This window comes from Streptomyces sp. SKN60 (assembly GCF_026236535.1).
GTDB lineage: Bacteria > Actinomycetota > Actinomycetes > Streptomycetales > Streptomycetaceae > Streptomyces.
In genome coordinates this window covers 61,625-79,347 of the sequence record NZ_JAHTMW010000020.1, presented here as the reverse complement: position 1 = coordinate 79,347, position 17,723 = coordinate 61,625, and the positions used below count along the sequence as shown (strand labels likewise).

Sequence of the window (17,723 nt, the reverse complement as noted above, 5' to 3'; positions counted from 1 at the left end):
CGACCGGCCCGGTCCGACCGGGGTCCGAAGGGACCCCGGGACGGAGAGGGAGACGTCAGGCCGCCACGCGCACGTTGGCGTTGACCCACTCCACGATCGCGGCGGTGGTGGCGCCGGGGGTGAAGATCTCGGCGACGCCCTTCTCCTTGAGGGGGGCGATGTCGGCGTCCGGGATGATGCCGCCGCCGAAGACCTTGATGTCCTCCGCGTCGCGCTCCTTCAGCAGCTCCAGGACCTTCACGAAGAGCGTGTTGTGCGCGCCGGAGAGGATGGACAGGCCGATCGCGTCGGCGTCCTCCTGGATGGCGGTGTCGACGATCTGCTCGGGCGTCTGGTGGAGGCCCGTGTAGATGACCTCCATACCGGCGTCGCGCAGCGCCCGCGCGATCACCTTGGCCCCGCGATCGTGGCCGTCGAGACCCGGCTTGGCGACCACCACGCGGATCGGACCGGTCACACCCATCACTGCCTCCACATGCGACCCCCGCGCGTCTTTGCCGGGGAGGTGAACGAACGTTATCGCCAGCATCCCGCACGCGCCCGTTTCGCGGTGGACAGGGAGGGGGAAATCACACGTGGGACATGGATCGCTCCCCGGAGGAGCCGCATCGGGGTCGCCGTACACCCGCGCCGCCAGCCGCACGGCACGGAGGTGCGGCGCACCGCCGTTCGGGACGGAGGTCGGCGATGGAGCTCTTCCCCACCGCGCTCGCCGACCGGATGAAGGCCGCCGCCCTGGAGCTGGCGGTCCTCGCGGGACATCTGGCCCTGTATCCCTCGGGACTCGTCGGTGAACGCCGCACCACCGCCGGCCCCGCAGCCGCCTCCGCCTCCGGCGCCACCGACGGTGCCCGCGGTCCGGCCGCCCGCCCGGTGGTGCTGCTGCACGGCTTCGTCGACAACCGCTCGGTCTTCGTCCTGCTGCGCCGCGCCCTGGCCCGGCACGGCCGCGACTGTGTCGAGTCGCTCAACTACTCCCCGCTCACCTGCGACCTGCGCACCGCCGCGGAACTGCTCGACCGCCGGGTGACCGAGCTGCTCGACCGCACCGGACACGCCGAGGTCGATCTGGTGGGCCACAGCCTGGGCGGGCTCATCGCCCGTTATTACGTACAGCGCCTGGGCGGTGACGCCCGGGTGCGCACCCTGGCCATGCTGGGCACCCCGCACTCCGGCACGGCCTTCGCGCCGCTGGCCGTGGCGGACGCGCATCCGCTGGTGCGCCAGATGCGGCCGGGCTCGGAGGTGCTGCGTGAGCTGGCGGGCCCGGCGCCGGGCTGCCGTACCCGTTTCGTGAGTTTCTGGAGCGATCTGGACCAGGTGATGGTCCCGGTGGAGACGGCGCGGCTTGAGCACCCGGACCTCATCGTGCAGAACGTGCGGGTCAGCGGTATCGGGCATCTGGCGCTGCCGGTGCATCCGACGGTCGCGGCCGGCATCCTGCGCGCCCTCGACGAGGGCGGTCCGGCGGCCGGCGCGCGGGACGATGCGGCGGGGGCGTCCTCGGTGGCCTGACCCTTCTGGCCCTTCTGACCGAATTTCCGGACCTGACGGACCTGACGACCCATCAGAATGCGTCCGTTCTTCGAACGTTCTTCGAACACAGAGCCAAACCTGTCCCCGGTACCCACCGAAAGACGGCCGATTGCCCGGTTCCGGGCGGCTCGAAACACCTTGAAGATTGTCCGCCGCGCGTACCGCCGGGTACAGTCACGCCACTGCTTGACCCCCTGCTGCCGAGGCGAGAGAGAAGTTGGTGAACGACCAGCACCCCCACGCCGGGTACGTCACGGACGCCACCCAGACCACAGGCAGCTTCGCCGTAGACCCCCTGTTCGGCACCGGTGCCACCGGCACCGAGTACGCCTCCGCCTACGGATACGACACGGGTCAGAGCGCATACGGCGACTACACCGGTTACGCCGACCAGAGCGGCCAGAGCGGCCAGTGGGACACCGGCTCCTACGGGTCCTACACCGCAACCGGCCAGTGGGACGCCACCGCGTGGACCGAGGCCCAGCAGACCGGCCAGTACGAGGCCGCCGCCTTCGCCTCGTACGACACCACCGCCCAGTGGACGACCCCGGGCTACGAGACCGGCGCCTACGACGCCACCGCCTGGAACCAGGGCACGGCCGAGCCGATCGTCCCCCAGCAGTACACACCTGATCACAGCGCGGAGTTCTCCGCCACCGAATTTCCCGCCGCCGAATACGCGGCCCCGGAGTACTCCGCGTCCGAGTACGGCACGGCGTACGACTCCGGCTACGCCTACGCCGAGTACCCCGCGTACTCCGAGCACGCCGAACAGCCCGAGCTCTCCGAGCACGCCGCGTACGCGGACTACACGGACGCGGACTACGCGGACGCGGCCCACGAGACCTACGCGGACGCCGGGACCGAGCGGGAGCACGGCGAGCCGGACTCCGGCCCCGACACCTTCCACGACGCCGAGACCATGGTCGCCCTGGAGCTCGACGGCGCCGCGCTCGCCGCCAAGGCCACCGCGCCCGGCGCCGAGCTGCCGGCCCGCCCGGTGCGCCGCGCAGGCGGCGGAAGCCGTGGCCGGCGCCGTACGCCCGCCAAGCGCTCCGCGCTCCTCACGGTCGCCGTCCCCTCCGCCTGTGTGATGGGCGTCGCCGGCATCGCCGCCGCCTCCGTGAGCGGACTCACCGACTCCGGCGCCGACCAGAAGGACGACACGACCTCCCTCGCCGCCGCCGACCCGGCCTCGGTGCAGCAGGTCGCCGCCAACAGCAAGCTGGACACGCAGCTCGCCGCGCTCAGCGCCGACGCCCGTGACTTCGGCGACCGCGCCAGCCGCACCCAGGAGCGCATCGACCTGAAGCTCCGCCAGGAGGCGGAGAAGAAGAAGCGCGAGGAGGAGGCCGCCCGCAAGGAGGCCCTCCGACCCAAGTTCCTGCTCCCGGTGAAGCTGCACCAGCTCAGCGCCCGCTACGGCCAGGCCGGCGTCAACTGGATGTCGCTGCACACCGGCATTGACTTCCCGGTCCAGTACGGCACGCCCGTGATGGCCGCGACCGACGGCACCGTCCGCACCCAGTGGAACAGCGCTTACGGCAACATGGCGATCGTGACCTCCCCGGACGGCACCGAGACCTGGTACTGCCACCTCAGCAGCACCAAGATCCGCTCGGGCAAGGTCAAGGCCGGCGACGTCATCGCGTACTCCGGCAACTCCGGCAACTCCACCGGCCCGCACCTCCACTTCGAGGTCCGGCCGGGCGGCGGCTCGGCGATCGACCCGCTGCCCTGGCTGCTCAAGCACGGTCTCGACCCGACCAGCTGAGCCCGCACCCGTACGCGAAGGGGCCCCGACCGATCACCGGCCGGGGCCCCTTCGCCGTAACGCCCGCGACAAGGCAGCCGCTACGGCTGCGACTACAGCTTCTCCACCGGCGCGTACCGCAGCAGCAGCCGCTTCGGCTTCTCGCCGCCGAAGTCGATCGTCGCCTGCGCGTCGGCGCCCGCGCCCTGCACGGCCATGACCGTGCCGAGGCCGAACTGGTCGTGGGTGACCCGGTCGCCGATCTGCAGCGAGATCACCGGCTTGTCGCTGGTGCGGCGGGTGGCGAAACCGGACGGGCCGGAGCGGGAGCGCGAGGAGGACAGCGAGGACGTGATCCCGGAGGTCGGGCCGGCCGGCTTGGCCATCGGGCCGGTCCGCTTCCACTCCAGATACGTGGCCGGGATCTCCTCCAGGAAGCGCGAGGCCGGGTTGTACGAGGGCTGGCCCCAGGCGCTGCGCATCGCGGAGCGCGTCAGATAGAGCCGCTCGCGGGCGCGGGTGATGCCCACGTACGCCAGACGGCGCTCCTCCTCCAGCTCCTTGGTCTGGCCGAGGGCGCGCATGTGCGGGAAGACGCCGTCCTCCATGCCGGTGAGGAAGACCACCGGGAATTCGAGGCCCTTGGCGGTGTGCAGGGTCATCAGGGTGATGACGCCGGCGCCCTCCTCGTCCTCGTCGGGGATCTGGTCGGAGTCGGCGACGAGCGCGACCTGCTCCAGGAACTCCGGGAGCGTGCCGCCCTCCTCGCCCCGCTCCTGCTCGAACTCGAGGGCCACGGCGGCGAGTTCCTGGAGGTTCTCGATCCGGGTCTCGTCCTGCGGGTCGGTGGAGGCCTGCAGTTCGGCGAGATAGCCGGTCCGTTCGAGCACGGCCTCCAGGACCACGGCGGGTCCGGCGCCCGAGTCGACGATGGTGCGCAGCTCCTCCATGAGGGTGTTGAAGCGCTTGACGGCGTTGGCGGAGCGGGCCGCCATGCCGTACGCCTCGTCGACCCGCTTGAGGGCCTGCGGGAAGGTGATCTTCTCGCGCAGGGAGAGGGCGTCGATCATCGCCTCGGCGCGCTCGCCGATGCCGCGCTTGGGCACGTTGAGGATGCGGCGCAGCGGCACGTTGTCCTCGGGGTTGGCGAGGACGCGCAGGTAGGCGAGGACGTCCCGGACCTCCTTGCGCTCGTAGAAGCGCACGCCGCCGACGACCTTGTAGGGCAGGCCGACGCGGATGAAGATCTCTTCGAAGACGCGGGACTGGGCGTTGGTGCGGTAGAAGACGGCGACGTCGCCGGCCTTGGCGTCGCCGGCGTCCGTCAGCCGGTCGATCTCGTCGGCGACGAACTGCGCCTCGTCGTGCTCGGTGTCGGCGACGTAGCCGGTGATCTGCGCGCCGGCACCCGCGTTGGTCCAGAGGTTCTTGGGGCGGCGGGACTCGTTGCGCTCGATGACGGCGTTGGCGGCGGACAGGATCGTCTGCGTGGAGCGGTAGTTCTGCTCGAGCAGGATCGTGGTCGCGTCCGGGTAGTCCTCCTCGAACTGGAGGATGTTGCGGATGGTCGCGCCGCGGAAGGCGTAGATCGACTGGTCGGCGTCGCCGACGACGCACAGCTCGGCCGGGCCGAGGTCCTCGTACCCGGTGCCGACGAGTTCGCGTACCAGCGTGTACTGGGCGTGGTTGGTGTCCTGGTACTCGTCGACGAGGACGTGCCGGAAGCGGCGGCGGTAGTGCTCGGCGACGTCCGGGAAGGCCTGGAGCAGGTGGACCGTCGTCATGATGATGTCGTCGAAGTCCAGCGCGTTGGCCTCGCGCAGCCGGGCCTGGTACATCCGGTAGGCCTCGGCGAGGGTCTTCTCGAACCCGTCGGCGGCCTGGTCGGCGAAGGTCTCATCGTCGATCAGCTCGTTCTTCAGGTTGGAGATCTTGGCGCTGAAGGACTTCGGCGGGAACTTCTTCGGGTCGAGGTCCAGGTCGCGGCAGACCAGCGCCATCAGGCGCTTGGAGTCGGCGGCGTCGTAGATCGAGAAGGACGACGTGAAGCCGAGCTTCTTCGACTCGCGGCGCAGGATGCGCACGCACGCGCTGTGGAAGGTGGACACCCACATGGCGTTGGCGCGCGGGCCGACGAGCTGCTCGACGCGCTCCTTCATCTCGCCGGCGGCCTTGTTGGTGAAGGTGATGGCGAGTATCTGGCCGGGGTGGACGTGCCGGGTGCCCAGGAGGTACGCGATGCGGTGGGTGAGCACCCGGGTCTTGCCGGAGCCCGCGCCCGCGACGATGAGCAGCGGCGAGCCGGTGTGGACGACGGCGGCCGCCTGCTGCTCGTTGAGCCCGTCCAGGAGCGCGGCGGGGTCCGCGACGGGGCGGTGGGCGCCGTCGCGGTAGTAGGCGTCGCGGCCGGCCGGGGGCGCGTCGAAGTGCTCCCCGAAGAGGTCGTGCGGGACCTCCTCCGCGGCGGGGGCGCCGTGCTCGTCGTCCTCGGGCAGGGGCGGGGGCTCCTCCGCGTGGTGCTGGAGGCTCGCCAGGAAGCTGTCGTCAAAGAGGCTGTTGCTCATCGCCTAACGAGTCTAGGGCGCCGGACTGACAGCCGGTCCCGGTCCCGTGAACGCGACCGCCAACGTGACCGCGATCTCACGGAGGGCGACGATCCGCTTCAGGTCACGAAAATGTATCGGACATAAGGCACACCGGGCTTCCCACCCGTCCCAGGGGTCGCTAGCGTGCACGCCCAAGCAGCCCGTCCCCTACCGCACTCCACCGTCGGCGAACCACGCCGAGCGGGCGGCCCACGCCGACCCACGTCGTACCCGGCCCACCCCCACGCCACTCGGGCCGTCACGTGCCGGGTGCCGGCGTCCACGGAAGGAGATGCCGGCCTTGGCGACCCATCGCAAGCCGCGCACCACCCGTCCCCAGTCCTCCGCCGTCGGCGTCACGGCGGCCGCGCTCGCCTCGGTGACCCTGCTGTCCGGGCAGAGCGCGCAGGCCGCCCCGGCGGCGCCCGCGCCCGCGGCCAAGCCGACGGTCGAGGAGATCAAGGAGAAGGTCGACCAGCTGTACCGGGAGGCCGGCGTGGCCACCCAGGAGTACGACCGGGCCAAGGAGGCCACCGACCGGCAGCGGCGCGAGCTTGCCAAGGTCCTCGACGACGTGGCCCGCCGCACCGACGAGATCAACACCTCGCGGCGCGCGCTCGGCGCGTACGCGGCGGCCCAGTACCGGGGCGGGGCGGTCGGCCCGACCGCCACCCTGATCTTCGCGGACAGCCCGCAGGACTACTTCGACCAGACCCACCTGATGGACCGGCTGTCGCAGCAGCAGCGCGAGGCGGTCCGGACGTACGAGTCCCAGCGCGCCGCCGCCGCGAAGCAGCGGCAGGAGGCCACCCGGAGCCTGGCCGCCCTCACCGCCTCGCAGAACAAGCTGCGGCGCACCAAGCAGACCGTGCAGGGCAAGCTCGCCGAGGCGCGCACGCTGCTCGCGAAGCTGACGGCCGAGGAGAAGGCTCGGCTCGCGGAGCTGGAGCGCAAGCGGGAGGCCGAGGCGCGCCGCAAGGCAGAGGAGAAGGCCAAGGCGGAGGCGGCCGCGAAGGAGGCGGCCGAGGAGGCGGCCCGCAAGGAGGCCACCCCCACGCCCACCGCGCCCACGCCGGACCCGACGCCCACGACGCCGCCGCCGACCGGCGACTCCTCGTACGCGACGAAGGCCGCCGAGGCGCTGGCCTTCGCCCGTGCCCAGATCGGCAAGCCGTACGTGTGGGGCGCGACCGGCCCCGAGTCGTACGACTGCTCCGGCCTCACCCAGGCCGCCTGGCGCGCCGCCGGCGTCGACCTGCCCCGGACCACCTGGGACCAGGTGAAGGTCGGCACCCGGATCGCCACCGCCGACCTGCTCCCCGGCGATCTCGTCTTCTTCTACGACGACATCAGCCACGTCGGCATCTACATCGGCGGCGGCAAGATGATCCACGCCCCGAAGCCGGGCGCCTACGTCCGCGAGGAGTCCATCTACTACATGCCGATCTACGGCAGCGTGCGCCCGGCCTGAGCGTCAGGCGATCAGGCGATCAGGCGGTCAGGAGGTCAGGCGGTCAGACCCAGAGGGTGGCGATGAAGATGTTCGCCAGGGTCAGGCCGCCGACCGTGCCGAAGAGGGCCTTGTCGACCTGCTCCTCGTCGCGCTTGACGTAGACCAGGCCGAGGATGACGACCAGGATCGCGAGCTTCACGCCGATCTTGATGTTGTTGACGGTGTGGCCCTCGGCCTGGTGTATGCCGACGAGGGCGACGCCGGTGACCAGCATGGTCAGGGCGCCGTGCAGCATCGCCGGGGTGAAGCGGGCCGTACCGGCACCCATCGCCTTCATCTGGGTGAGGAATCCGCCGAGCAGCGCGCCGATTCCGATGATGTGCAGGGCGACGAAGACATGAATGAGTACGTCCATGGGGCGGAGCCTAACCGGGGCCATACCAGCGGCTTCGGGGCGGGTCCACCTTGTCCCGCGCATCGGCGCGCATCGGTCAGGGGGATGCCGGAAGGGCCGTCCGAGCAACGCCCCGGACGAACGGGAACGGTCCCGAAACGCCATCCCGCGCCAATAGCGGTCAACGCCGGGCCGTCGGGCGGGAGCCAGGTTTAGCGTCCTCCCCCAGGTGGCCGGCTCCCCACCACCGCCGTACTCCGGCGGTTGTCGGCCGCCCCCGCCGAGAAAACCGGCGGCGGCGCGTTCCCCTGTGCGGGCCGCCGCCGGCCCCGGCGGGCAGCGTCCCCCACAGGGAAAGGATGTGACCCGCCCTCGTGGCAGCACACCGCAGGCCCAAGCAGTCCCCCCTCGGCGGCCAGGCCGTCCGCACCGCCGCCACCCTGGCCCTCGCCTCGGCGGCCACCGCGACCGTCTTCGAAGGCTCCGGGCACGCAGCGCCCAACCCCACTCCGGCGCAGGTCAAGGCCCAGGTCGACCGGCTGTACGAGGAGGCCGAGGTCGCGACCGAGAAGTACAACGGGGCGAAGGAGCAGGCCGACGCGGCACGGGCCGGCTTCGACCGGCTGCGCGACGAGGCCGCCCGGCGGACCGAGCGGCTCAACCGCTCCCGCGACGCGCTCGGCGCGGTCGCCGCCGCCCAGTACCGCTCCGGCGGGCTCGACCCGGCCGTCCAGCTCGCACTGACCTCGGACCCGGACCAGTACCTGGAGCGGGCCGCGCTCGCCGAGAAGGCCGGGGACCGGCAGGCCGCCGCCCTCACCGCCGTACGGCGTGAACTCACCGCCGTCCGGCAGCTGCGGGCCCAGTCCGAGGGCCGGCTGACGGAGCTGCGGGCGCACGAGGCCGAACTACGGCGGCAGAAGACCACCGTGCAGACCAAGCTGGACGCCGCCCGCACCCTGCTCGCCCGGCTCACCGCCGAGGAACGGGCCCGCTACGAGGCCGCCGTCGCCGCCGGCAGCCACGACGCGGCGGGCGCCTCCTCCGCCGGCCCGGCCGCCGCGGACCGGGCCGACCGGGCGGGCACCGTGCGCGGGCCGATCTCCGCCCCGACCGGCCGCGCCGCGGCGGCCATCTCCTTCGCCCGGGCGCAGCTCGGCAAGCCGTACGTGTGGGGCGCGACCGGACCGTCCGCCTACGACTGCTCGGGGCTCACCCAGGCCGCCTGGCGGGCGGCCGGGGTGTCGCTGCCGCGCACCACCTACACCCAGATCAACGCCGGCCGCCGGGTCTCCCGCTCCGAACTGGCCCCCGGCGACCTGGTGTTCTTCTACTCCGGCATCAGCCATGTCGGCCTCTACATCGGCGGCGGCCAGATGATCCACGCCCCGCGCCCGGGCGCCCCGGTGCGGGTCGCCCCGATCGACGAGATGCCCTTCGCGGGCGCGACCCGGGTGGGGTGACCCGGATCCCGCCCGGTCAGACGAGGCGGCGGGCGGCGGCCCAGCGGGTCAGCTCGTGCCGGTTGGACAGCTGGAGCTTGCGCAGCACCGCCGAGACATGGGACTCGACCGTCTTCACCGAGATGAAGAGCTGCTTGGCGATCTCCTTGTACGCGTAGCCGCGGGCGATCAGCCGCAGCACCTCGCGCTCCCGCTGGGTGAGCCGGTCGAGGTCCTCGTCCACCGGCGGGGCGTCGGTCGACGCGAAGGCGTCCAGGACGAAGCCCGCGAGGCGCGGCGAGAACACCGCGTCGCCCTCCTGGACCCGGAAGATCGAGTCGACCAGGTCGGTGCCGGTGATCGTCTTGGTGACATAGCCGCGGGCGCCGCCCCGGATCACCCCGATGACGTCCTCGGCCGCGTCGGAGACGGACAGGGCCAGGAAGCGGACCGGGTTCTCGGCCGCCGCCATCAGGGCGGCGCAGCGGCGCAGCACCTCGACCCCGCCGCCGCCCGGCAGGTGCACGTCGAGGAGGACGACCTCGGGTCGGGTGGCGGTGATCACGGTGACCGCCTGGTCGACGTCGGCGGCCTCGCCGACCACCTCGACGCCCGTCACATCGGTGCGGCCGATCTCGGCCTGCACCCCGGTGCGGAACATGCGGTGGTCGTCGACGAGCACGACCCGCACCCGGCGCCCCGCGTCCGCCGCCGCCCCGTCTCCGGTCACGGCCTCGGTCCCGTCGCTCATCCGTCCGCCCTCTCCATCTCCAGCTCCACTTCGGTGCCCCCGCCCGGCACGGATCTCAGCCGTGCCGATCCGCCGTTGCGCTGCATCCGGCCGATGATCGATTCTCTTACGCCCATCCGGTCGTCCGGCACCGCGTCCAGGTCGAAGCCGGGGCCGCGGTCCCGCACGGAGACGAAGACCATCCGGCCCTCCACCTCCGCGTACACCTGCACCGGCCCGCCCTCGCCACCGTACTTGGCGGCGTTGACCATCGCCTCGCGCGCGGCCTGCATCTGCGCGCCCAGTTTCTCGTCGAGCGGGCAGTCGCCGACGACCACGACCTCCAGCGGCACGCCGTGCTTGTCCTCGACCTCGGCCGCCGCGCGCTTGACGGCCTCGGCGAGGGTCGAGGGCTCTTCGTCCTCGTCCTTGCCGGTGCCCTCCGGCTTGTACAGCCAGTTCCGCAGCTCCCGCTCCTGGGCGCGGGCGAGCCGGCGCACCTCGCCCGGGTCCTCGGCGTTGCGCTGGATCAGGGTGAGGGTGTGCAGCACCGAGTCGTGGACGTGGGCGGCGACCTCGGCGCGCTCCTGGGCGCGGATGCGCAGCGTCCGCTCCTCGCCGAGGTCCTGCGACATGCGCACCAGCCAGGGCCCGGCGAGCAGGGCTATGCCGGTGAGCACGGCGACGGCGGCGGTCAGCGCGGTGCCGAGCTGGGCGGCGGAGCCGCGGACCACCATGAAGACGGCGAGTCCGGTGCCGACCAGGCCGACGCCGACGAGGCCGCGCGCGAGTTGGAAGACCCGGCGGCGCCGGTCGGGGTCGGTCCAGCTGGCCCGCCGCGCGTTGTCGGCCTGCCGCCAGACGAGGACGACGCCGACGCCGATCAGCAGCGAGGGCCAGATGTAGCGGCCGGCCTGCTTGTCCACGTTGAGGTTGCCGACGAAGGCGGAGATGCCGACGGCCAGCGCGATCAGCGCGAAGACCTGGCCACGGTCGGGCTTGCGGAGCCGTTTGCGGCCGTCGGGGGTGGTCTCGAACATCGGGCGGGGCGCGGAGCGGCCGCCGACGCCGAGCGGGACGACGATCCAGAACACCGCGTACAGCAGCGCGCCCAGGCCGTCGGCGAGCATGAGGGCCACGAAGAACGCGCGGACCCAGATCACCGGCAGGCCGAGGTGTCCGGCGAGACCGCGCGCGACACCGCCGAGCCACCGGCCGTCGGCGCTGCGGTAGAGCTTGCGCACGGGCGGTTCGTCGAGGTCGGTGACACGAGCGGATGCGGACATGTACCGATCGTCACACGTCCGGCGGCCCTCGGGCATCAGGGTCCGCCCGGATATCGGCCCCGGAACCGTCTCGGGGTACGGGGCCCCGGGAAGATCAGGGTCAAGGCAGGGTCGGTCCCGGTGCCGCGGGGCGTCACGGGCGGTCACCATGGACGCATGACGAGTTCCATGCCTTGGCCCCACGAGGCCCCGCCGCCGGCGGACGCCCCGCCCGCCCCGCCGTTGCGGCGGTCGCGCGGGCAGAAGGTCGTGGCCGGCGTGTGCGGCGGCCTCGGCCGGCACTTCGACCTGGACCCGGTGATCTTCCGCGTCGCGCTGGGCGTGCTCGCGGTGACGGGCGGCGTCGGACTGATCTTCTACGGCTTCGCGTGGCTGGTGATACCGCTCGCGGGCGAGGAGGACAACGAGGGCCGCCGGCTGCTCACCGGCCGGGTGTCGGGCTCGTCGCTGTCCGCGGTTCTGATGGCGCTCGTGGGCTGCGGGATCTTCCTGTCGATGCTGCGGAACGGGGGGACGCTGGCGTTCGCGCTGATCCTCTCGGTCGCGGTGAGCGGGGCGGCGGTGTGGTCGCAGCGGCGGCCGTCGGTCGCCGCGACGGCCGAGGAGGGCGGCCGGATAGACACGGCCGCGGCGCTCGCGGTCGCCGAGGCGCCGCCGGAGACCAAGGCTCCGCCGCTGGTGGAGTGGCCGTCCTGGTGGCGCGACCCGCTCGTCAAGGACGGGTCGACCGGCAAGGTCGCCATCGGTTATCTCTGGGGCCCGCACGGGATCGTCGACAAGGACGGCAAGGTCAACGGGGAGGTGCCGACGCCCGGCGGGCAGTGGGGCACCCCGCTGCCGGGGCGTCCGACGCCCTCGGCCCGGGTGGGCGGCGAGCCGCTGTCGATCGGCGGCCTGGTGTTCCTGCTGGCGCTGATGGCCGGCGGTCTGGGCACGGGTCTGTCGTGGGACGCGCATCCGCTGGGCACGAGTCTGCAGATCGGTCTCGCGGCGGCGCTCGGGGTGATCGGTGTCGGGCTGCTCGTCAGCAGCTTCCTCGGCCGCACCGGGTTCGGCACGCTGTGTCTGATGGTCCTCACGGCGGGTCTGCTCGCGGTCGCCTCGGCGCTGCCGAAGGAGATCTCGACCGTCTGGGCCCGGGAGACCTGGCGGCCGGCGGCGGTCGCCGGGGTGCAGCCGCGGTACGAGCTGGGCACCGGAGTGGGCACGCTCGACCTGTCGCGGCTGGCCGTCCCCGCGGGGACGAAGGTGTCGACGCGGGTGGAGGTCGGCGCGGGCAAGCTGGAGGTGATCGTGCCGCGGAACGCGACGGTGACGCTCCGCGCCCAGGTGGGCCTGGGCGATCTGCAGCTGCCGCCGGACCAGCCGAGCCGCCCGGTGCCGCCGGTCGCCCCGCCCGCCCCGACGGCCCCGGCGGATCCCGGGCGGCCGTCGGTGTCGCCGAGCGCGATACCGGCGCCGGTGGTGCCGACCGCGCCGACGGGCCCCTCGGGCGATGACATCGACATCGCGCCGGACCTGGACGAGACCCGGACGCTCGTCCCGCCGCCGGGGGTCGCCCCGGGCGGCACGATCGACCTCTTCCTGGAGGTCGCCCTCGGACAGGTGGAGGTCACCCGTGCTGCTTCATGAGTTCCGGCCCGGGCGGCTGGTCCTGGGCCTGGCGGCGCTGGCGCTGGCGGCGCTGTTCCTGGGCGACGCGAGCGGTGCCTGGTCCGTCGCCTGGTACGTGGTGATACCGGTGCTGTGCGGGGGCCTCGGCCTCGCGGCCGTGACGTCCTGGACGGCCTATCGCATACGCCGGCGGTCGGCGAGGAGCGCGTCCAGCGAGAGCACGGGAGCGCCGGCGAGCAGCAGCGGCAGCCAGGACATGAGGTAGGCGAGGTCGTTGCCGAGGTAGTACGGGTTCACCTGCCAGCTGACGGTCAGCCACAGGCTCAGCGAGATCAGCGCCCCGCCGAGCGCGGCCACCCGGGCGAAGAGCCCGAAGAGGGTGCCGATGCCGACGGCGAGCTCGCCGAGGGCGATGGCGTAGCCGAAGCCGACGGGGCTCTTGAGGGCCAGGTCGACGAGGGCGGGCAGGGCCGAGGTGTCCCGGACGCCCCGCATGACCTCGCCGATGGACTCGGGGCCGGTGTCGGCGAGGAAGGAGGGGTCGGTGAGCTTGTCGAGTCCGGCGTAGATGAAGGTGATGCCGAGGAAGATCCGCAGCGGCACGAGGGCGTAGCGGGTGGCGAGCGCCTTCCAGCCGCCGGGGCCGCCCGGGCCGGTGAGGAGTGCCGAGCCGCCGGACCGGCCGCCGGAGTCCGGGCCCTCGGTCGTTCCGTCCGTCCGTCCCGCCATCTTCCGGCCACCTCTCCGAGCCCCGTACCTGCGTTCAGGGCACGATTCTCCCCGCATTCGCCGCGCGGGGACATTCCCGGGGCAGGGAAAGGAGCGGGAAATGGGGTGGGAAGGGGGCTGGAAAGGGACGGAGACCCGTCCGGGGGCCTGGCGGCGGTCAGTCGAGGACGTCGATGGTGACCCGGTTGGTCTCGACGCCCGCGGCGGTCACCACCGACACCTCGACCCGGCCCGGTTCCACGTCGGCGGGGAGCGGGACGGTGAGGACGGTGTCGGTGGGGTTGGCGAAGCCGCCGGGGACGGGGACCAGCGGGACATGGGCGTGGACCGGGCCGATCCGGACGACCAGGCGGGTCAGCGGCTCGGGGGCGGCGGCGCCGGCCGGGACGAAGCCGGTGCCGCGGATCTCGATGTCGTCGCCGGTGCGGATCGGGGCGTCGAGGTCGCCCGCCTCGCGGGAGCGGACCACGGAGAAGATCTTGGGCCGGCCGCCCTGGGCGCACTTGGCGGCGAGGTGGCAGGTCACCGAGACGGCGAGGAGCAGCACCAGGGCCCAGGGAAGTTCGGGCAGCCGGTCGGGGGCGCGGCAGAGCCGGACGGCGGCGACGGCGAGGACGGAGGTGGAGACGAGGACGTACTGCACATCGGCGAGGTCGGCCCGGCCGTCGTCGTCGCACAGCAGGTCGGCGGGCCGGGGCCGGTCGGCGCGGACCTTCTGCAGCCGGCGGGCGGCCACCCGCAGCGACACCACGAGCCGCGAGGTCACCACGGTCCAGCCGGTGAGGGCGAGGACGGCGAGCAGTCCGGCGCCGCGCCGCAGTCCGAGGTCCACGGAGGGGGCGCCGAGGGCGAGGAGGAGGGCGAGCTGGAGCAGGGCGAGGACGGAGAGGAGGAGCCAGCAGGCGGCGACGGTGCGGGAGGTGGACAGCCGGTTGTCCTCGCCGAGCAGCGGGGCGAGGACGCCGCCCCGGTCGCGGTGCAGCCGGGCCGCGCCGGTGAGGGCGGCGGCGAGCAGTGCGGCGGCGCCGAGGGCGGCGGTGCGCGGCGCGGTCCATCCGGTGCCGAGGGCGGTGAGGGCCTGCCCGAGGAGCAGGGCCAGGACGGCGCCCCACACGGCGGCCAGGGTGCCGCGGTGGACGCGGCCGGAGCGGGCGTGGCCGGCGGCCGGGCCGTGCGCCGCCACCGTACGGGCGGACTGGGCGAGCTCGTCGGAGACCCACTGGCGGGAGGCGACCGGCGAGTGGGCCAGGGCGGCGGGCACTCCGTGGCCGGCGGCGAGTTCGTCGCGCCGGGCGAGGAAGGCGGCCACGGCCCGCCGGTGGCCGGAGCGTTCGCAGTGCGGGCAGCCGCCGCCCTCCGCGAGGCACGCCCCGTCCTGTCTCGCCTCTTGCACCGCCATGGCGCGCCCCCTTCCCGATCGGTCAACTGCCTGTTGATTCCTGGGAATTGTGCCGCACGCGGTGCCCGCTCACAGGGTCCGGCACCCCTCGCGCAGGAGTGATTGAAGAGTCATCACATTGACGGAAAGGAGTGTTCTACGACAGGAGTTCGGGCTCCGCCCGGCTGATCCGCCGCCACAGCGGCTGGTAGTTGATCCAGGCCACCAGGTCGCTGCCCAGCTGCTCGCGGGTGGCGACGGCGTCGCGGTGGTCGATCAGGACCGGTTTGCCGGCGGCCCGGGCGGCCAGCTGCACCTGGGCGCAGCGTTCCATGGCGATGAACCACCAGGCCGCCGCGTCGACCGAGGAGCCGACGGTGAGCAGTCCGTGGTTGCGCAGCACGATGCCCTTGAAGGTGCCGAGCGCGACGGCGATCCGGCGCCCTTCCTCGGGGTCGACGACGACCCCGGTGTAGGCGTCGTAGAGGGCGTGGTCCTGGTAGAAGGCGCAGGACTCCTGGGTGATCGGGTCGAGCAGTTCGCCGAGCGCGGCGAGCGCCCGGCCGTGCGGGGAGTGGGTGTGGGCGACCGCGACCACGTCGGGCCTGGCCCGGTGCACGGCCGCGTGCACGGTGAAGGCGGCCTGGTTGACGTGGTGGTCGCCGTACACGACCTGTCCGGCGCCGTTGACCAGGATGAGATCGCTCGCGGTGAGGTCGGCGAAGGGGGCACCGAAGGGGTTCACCCAGTAGCAGTCGGGGTGCTCGGGGTCGCGGGCGGTGATGTGCCCCGAGACGCCCTCCTCGTAACCGAGCCGCCCGAAGGTCCGCAGCGCGGCGGCGAGCCGCTGCTTGCGGTGGGCGCGCTCCTCGCCGGCCGTCGCGTGGACGGGCGGCATGGCGAAGTGGAGCCGGTCGACGGGGACGGGGGCCGGGGCGGGGGTGGGCGCCGGGATCTCGGTCATGCGCCGGAAGGTAACGCCCGGAAGGTCAACTCACCAGAGTCCGTACGGACAAACGGCGAAGCCGCCGCCCCCGGTGCGAAACAGGGGCGACGGCTTCCATCCCGTACGGCTACGCGTACGGCTGCGCGTACGGGAGGACTACTCCCACTCGATGGTGCCCGGCGGCTTGCTGGTCACGTCGAGGACGACGCGGTTGACGTCGGCGACCTCGTTGGTGATGCGGGTCGAGATGCGGGCGAGCACCTCGTACGGCAGGCGCGACCAGTCGGCGGTCATGGCGTCCTCGGAGGACACCGGGCGCAGCACGATCGGGTGGCCGTAGGTGCGGCCGTCGCCCTGGACGCCGACGGAGCGGACGTCGGCGAGCAGCACGACCGGGCACTGCCAGATCTCGCGGTCGAGACCGGCGGCGGTCAGCTCCTCGCGGGCGATGGCGTCGGCCTCGCGCAGCAGGTCCAGGCGCTCCTTGGTGACCTCGCCGACGATGCGGATGCCGAGGCCGGGGCCGGGGAACGGCTGGCGCTGGACGATCTCGTCCGGCAGGCCGAGCTCCTGGCCGACCATGCGGACCTCGTCCTTGAAGAGCTGCCGCAGCGGCTCGACGAGCTCGAACTCGATGTCGTCGGGGAGTCCGCCCACGTTGTGGTGGGACTTGATGTTGGCGGTGCCGGTGCCGCCGCCGGACTCGACGATGTCCGGGTACAGGGTGCCCTGGACCAGGAAGGCGACCTCGGGGCCCTCCTCCTGGAGGATCTCCAGCTGCGCCTGCTCGAAGACGCGGATGAACTCGCGGCCGATGATCTTCCGCTTGGTCTCCGGGTCGGAGACGCCGGCGAGGGCGTCGAGGAAGCGCTTCTCCGCGTCGACGACCACCAGGCGGGCGCCGGTCGCGGCGACGAAGTCCTTCTCGACCTGCTGGGTCTCGCCCTTGCGCATCAGACCGTGGTCGACGTAGACGCAGGTGAGCTGGTCGCCGATGGCCTTCTGGACGAGCGCGGCGGCCACGGCGGAGTCGACGCCGCCGGACAGACCACAGATGGCGCGCTTGCCGCCGACCTGGGCGCGGATGGCCGCGACCTGCTCCTCGATGACGTTGCCGGTCGTCCAGGTGGGCTCGATGCCGGCGCCGCGGTAGAGGAAGTGCTCCAGGATCTGCTGGCCGTGCGTGGAGTGCAGCACCTCGGGGTGGTACTGGACGCCGTACAGCTTCTTCTCGTCGTTCTCGAAGGCGGCGACCGGCACGACGTCGGTGGACGCGGTGACGGCGAAGCCCTCGGGCGCGGCGGAGCAGGCGTCGCCGTGCGACATCCACACCGACTGCTCGGCCGGGGTGCCCTCGAAGAGGGTGGAGCCGGACTTGGAGACGTGCAGCGGGGTGCGGCCGTACTCACGGGCACCGGTGTTGTCGACGGTGCCGCCGAGCGTGGTGGCCATCAGCTGGAAGCCGTAGCACATGCCGAAGACGGGGACGCCGGCCTCGAAGATCTCGCGGTCGAGGCGCGGGGCGCCCTCGGCGTAGACCGACGACGGGCCGCCGGACAGGATGATCGCCTTCGGGTTCTTGGCCAGCATCTCGGCCACCGGCATGGTGGACGGGACGATCTCGCTGTAGACCCGCGCCTCACGGACGCGTCGGGCGATGAGCTGGGCGTACTGGGCCCCGAAGTCGACAACGAGGACTACGTCCGGGTTGGTGACGTCGGGCGCGGCAGCGGGGGGCGCTGATGACACTACGGCGGCCTTCCGGCGGTAGGAGCGGTTCCCCCGAAGGGGGCTATTTGTCGATTCTACCGGCGCGCCGCGGCTGGATTTCGTCTCACCATCCGAACCCGGGTTGCCTCCGGCTTCCGCGCGGGGTC

Annotated in this window: 14 protein-coding genes; 5 read left to right on the top strand and 9 right to left on the bottom strand. The window is 72.7% G+C overall.

Going from position 1 to position 17,723, the window contains the following annotated elements; translation table 11 throughout:
• Positions 1 to 55: 55 nt before the first annotated feature.
• Entirely contained in the window at positions 56 to 463 is a 408-nt protein-coding gene (locus KV205_RS28530) for a cobalamin B12-binding domain-containing protein (RefSeq protein WP_265867557.1), read from the bottom strand.
• A gap of 224 nt (positions 464 to 687) precedes the next feature.
• Here KV205_RS28530 and KV205_RS28525 point away from each other — a divergent pair, with 224 nt between their 5' ends.
• On the top strand, positions 688 to 1,515 hold the full coding sequence (locus tag KV205_RS28525) for a triacylglycerol lipase (RefSeq protein ID WP_265867556.1): 828 nt from the start codon (positions 688 to 690) through the stop codon (positions 1,513 to 1,515).
• A 241-nt stretch (positions 1,516 to 1,756) separates the two neighbouring features.
• A complete protein-coding gene (locus tag KV205_RS28520) occupies positions 1,757 to 3,310 on the top strand; it encodes a peptidoglycan DD-metalloendopeptidase family protein (protein WP_265867554.1) in 1,554 nt (517 codons plus the stop codon).
• A 92-nt stretch (positions 3,311 to 3,402) separates the two neighbouring features.
• Here the strand turns inward: KV205_RS28520 and pcrA are convergent, their stop codons facing one another.
• Positions 3,403 to 5,853 (bottom strand): DNA helicase PcrA, encoded by a 2,451-nt coding sequence (gene pcrA / locus KV205_RS28515; protein WP_265867553.1) that lies wholly within the window; start codon positions 5,851 to 5,853, stop codon positions 3,403 to 3,405.
• A 313-nt stretch (positions 5,854 to 6,166) separates the two neighbouring features.
• Between pcrA and KV205_RS28510 the strand changes: the two genes are divergently transcribed.
• Positions 6,167 to 7,345: a C40 family peptidase gene (locus KV205_RS28510; RefSeq protein ID WP_265867552.1), complete on the top strand. Its 1,179-nt coding sequence runs from the start codon at positions 6,167 to 6,169 to the stop codon at positions 7,343 to 7,345.
• Positions 7,346 to 7,388: 43 nt separating this feature from the next.
• On the opposite strand, the gene KV205_RS28505 is transcribed toward KV205_RS28510, so the two are convergent.
• Complete coding sequence (locus tag KV205_RS28505; protein WP_265867551.1) at positions 7,389 to 7,742, bottom strand: hypothetical protein; 354 nt, start codon at positions 7,740 to 7,742, stop codon at positions 7,389 to 7,391.
• 353 nt (positions 7,743 to 8,095) lie between these two features.
• On the opposite strand from KV205_RS28505, the gene KV205_RS28500 reads away from it, so the two are divergent.
• Positions 8,096 to 9,184: a C40 family peptidase gene (locus KV205_RS28500; RefSeq protein ID WP_265867550.1), complete on the top strand. Its 1,089-nt coding sequence runs from the start codon at positions 8,096 to 8,098 to the stop codon at positions 9,182 to 9,184.
• 16 nt (positions 9,185 to 9,200) lie between these two features.
• On the opposite strand, the gene KV205_RS28495 is transcribed toward KV205_RS28500, so the two are convergent.
• Complete coding sequence (locus KV205_RS28495) at positions 9,201 to 9,914, bottom strand: response regulator transcription factor (protein ID WP_265867549.1); 714 nt, start codon at positions 9,912 to 9,914, stop codon at positions 9,201 to 9,203.
• The gene (locus tag KV205_RS28490) at positions 9,911 to 11,179 is read right to left on the bottom strand and encodes an ATP-binding protein (RefSeq protein WP_265867548.1); all 1,269 of its coding nucleotides are present in this window, start codon (positions 11,177 to 11,179) and stop codon (positions 9,911 to 9,913) included. Before KV205_RS28490 ends, KV205_RS28495 begins: the two co-directional genes overlap by 4 nt.
• Positions 11,180 to 11,347: 168 nt before the next feature.
• On the opposite strand from KV205_RS28490, the gene KV205_RS28485 reads away from it, so the two are divergent.
• Positions 11,348 to 12,811 (top strand): PspC domain-containing protein, encoded by a 1,464-nt coding sequence (locus KV205_RS28485; protein ID WP_265867628.1) that lies wholly within the window; start codon positions 11,348 to 11,350, stop codon positions 12,809 to 12,811.
• A 156-nt stretch (positions 12,812 to 12,967) separates the two neighbouring features.
• Here KV205_RS28485 and KV205_RS28480 read toward each other — a convergent pair whose 3' ends face one another.
• The 4 genes from KV205_RS28480 to guaA all read right to left on the bottom strand — a co-directional run bounded on the left by KV205_RS28480 (position 12,968) and on the right by guaA (position 17,595).
• Positions 12,968 to 13,522 carry a DoxX family protein gene (locus tag KV205_RS28480; protein ID WP_265867546.1) on the bottom strand — a complete coding sequence of 185 codons (555 nt, stop codon included), beginning with the start codon at positions 13,520 to 13,522 and terminating at the stop codon, positions 12,968 to 12,970.
• A gap of 157 nt (positions 13,523 to 13,679) precedes the next feature.
• Complete coding sequence (locus KV205_RS28475; RefSeq protein WP_265867545.1) at positions 13,680 to 14,921, bottom strand: hypothetical protein; 1,242 nt, start codon at positions 14,919 to 14,921, stop codon at positions 13,680 to 13,682.
• Positions 14,922 to 15,057: 136 nt separating this feature from the next.
• Positions 15,058 to 15,864 (bottom strand): class II aldolase/adducin family protein, encoded by an 807-nt coding sequence (locus KV205_RS28470; RefSeq protein ID WP_265867544.1) that lies wholly within the window; start codon positions 15,862 to 15,864, stop codon positions 15,058 to 15,060.
• Between the two features lie 138 nt (positions 15,865 to 16,002).
• On the bottom strand, positions 16,003 to 17,595 hold the full coding sequence (gene guaA / locus KV205_RS28465; protein ID WP_265867543.1) for a glutamine-hydrolyzing GMP synthase: 1,593 nt from the start codon (positions 17,593 to 17,595) through the stop codon (positions 16,003 to 16,005).
• Positions 17,596 to 17,723: the final 128 nt, after the last annotated feature.

Coding starts and splice junctions, on each gene's coding strand:
- KV205_RS28530 (WP_265867557.1), bottom strand. CDS start 463: ATGGGTGTGACCGGTCCGATCCGCGTGGTGGTCGCCAAGCCGGGTCTC.
- KV205_RS28525 (WP_265867556.1), top strand. CDS start 688: ATGGAGCTCTTCCCCACCGCGCTCGCCGACCGGATGAAGGCCGCCGCC.
- pcrA (WP_265867553.1), bottom strand. CDS start 5,853: ATGAGCAACAGCCTCTTTGACGACAGCTTCCTGGCGAGCCTCCAGCAC.
- KV205_RS28510 (WP_265867552.1), top strand. CDS start 6,167: ATGCCGGCCTTGGCGACCCATCGCAAGCCGCGCACCACCCGTCCCCAG.
- KV205_RS28505 (WP_265867551.1), bottom strand. CDS start 7,742: ATGGACGTACTCATTCATGTCTTCGTCGCCCTGCACATCATCGGAATC.
- KV205_RS28495 (WP_265867549.1), bottom strand. CDS start 9,914: ATGAGCGACGGGACCGAGGCCGTGACCGGAGACGGGGCGGCGGCGGAC.
- KV205_RS28490 (WP_265867548.1), bottom strand. CDS start 11,179: ATGTCCGCATCCGCTCGTGTCACCGACCTCGACGAACCGCCCGTGCGC.
- KV205_RS28485 (WP_265867628.1), top strand. CDS start 11,348: ATGCCTTGGCCCCACGAGGCCCCGCCGCCGGCGGACGCCCCGCCCGCC.
- KV205_RS28480 (WP_265867546.1), bottom strand. CDS start 13,522: ATGGCGGGACGGACGGACGGAACGACCGAGGGCCCGGACTCCGGCGGC.
- KV205_RS28475 (WP_265867545.1), bottom strand. CDS start 14,921: ATGGCGGTGCAAGAGGCGAGACAGGACGGGGCGTGCCTCGCGGAGGGC.
- KV205_RS28470 (WP_265867544.1), bottom strand. CDS start 15,864: ATGACCGAGATCCCGGCGCCCACCCCCGCCCCGGCCCCCGTCCCCGTC.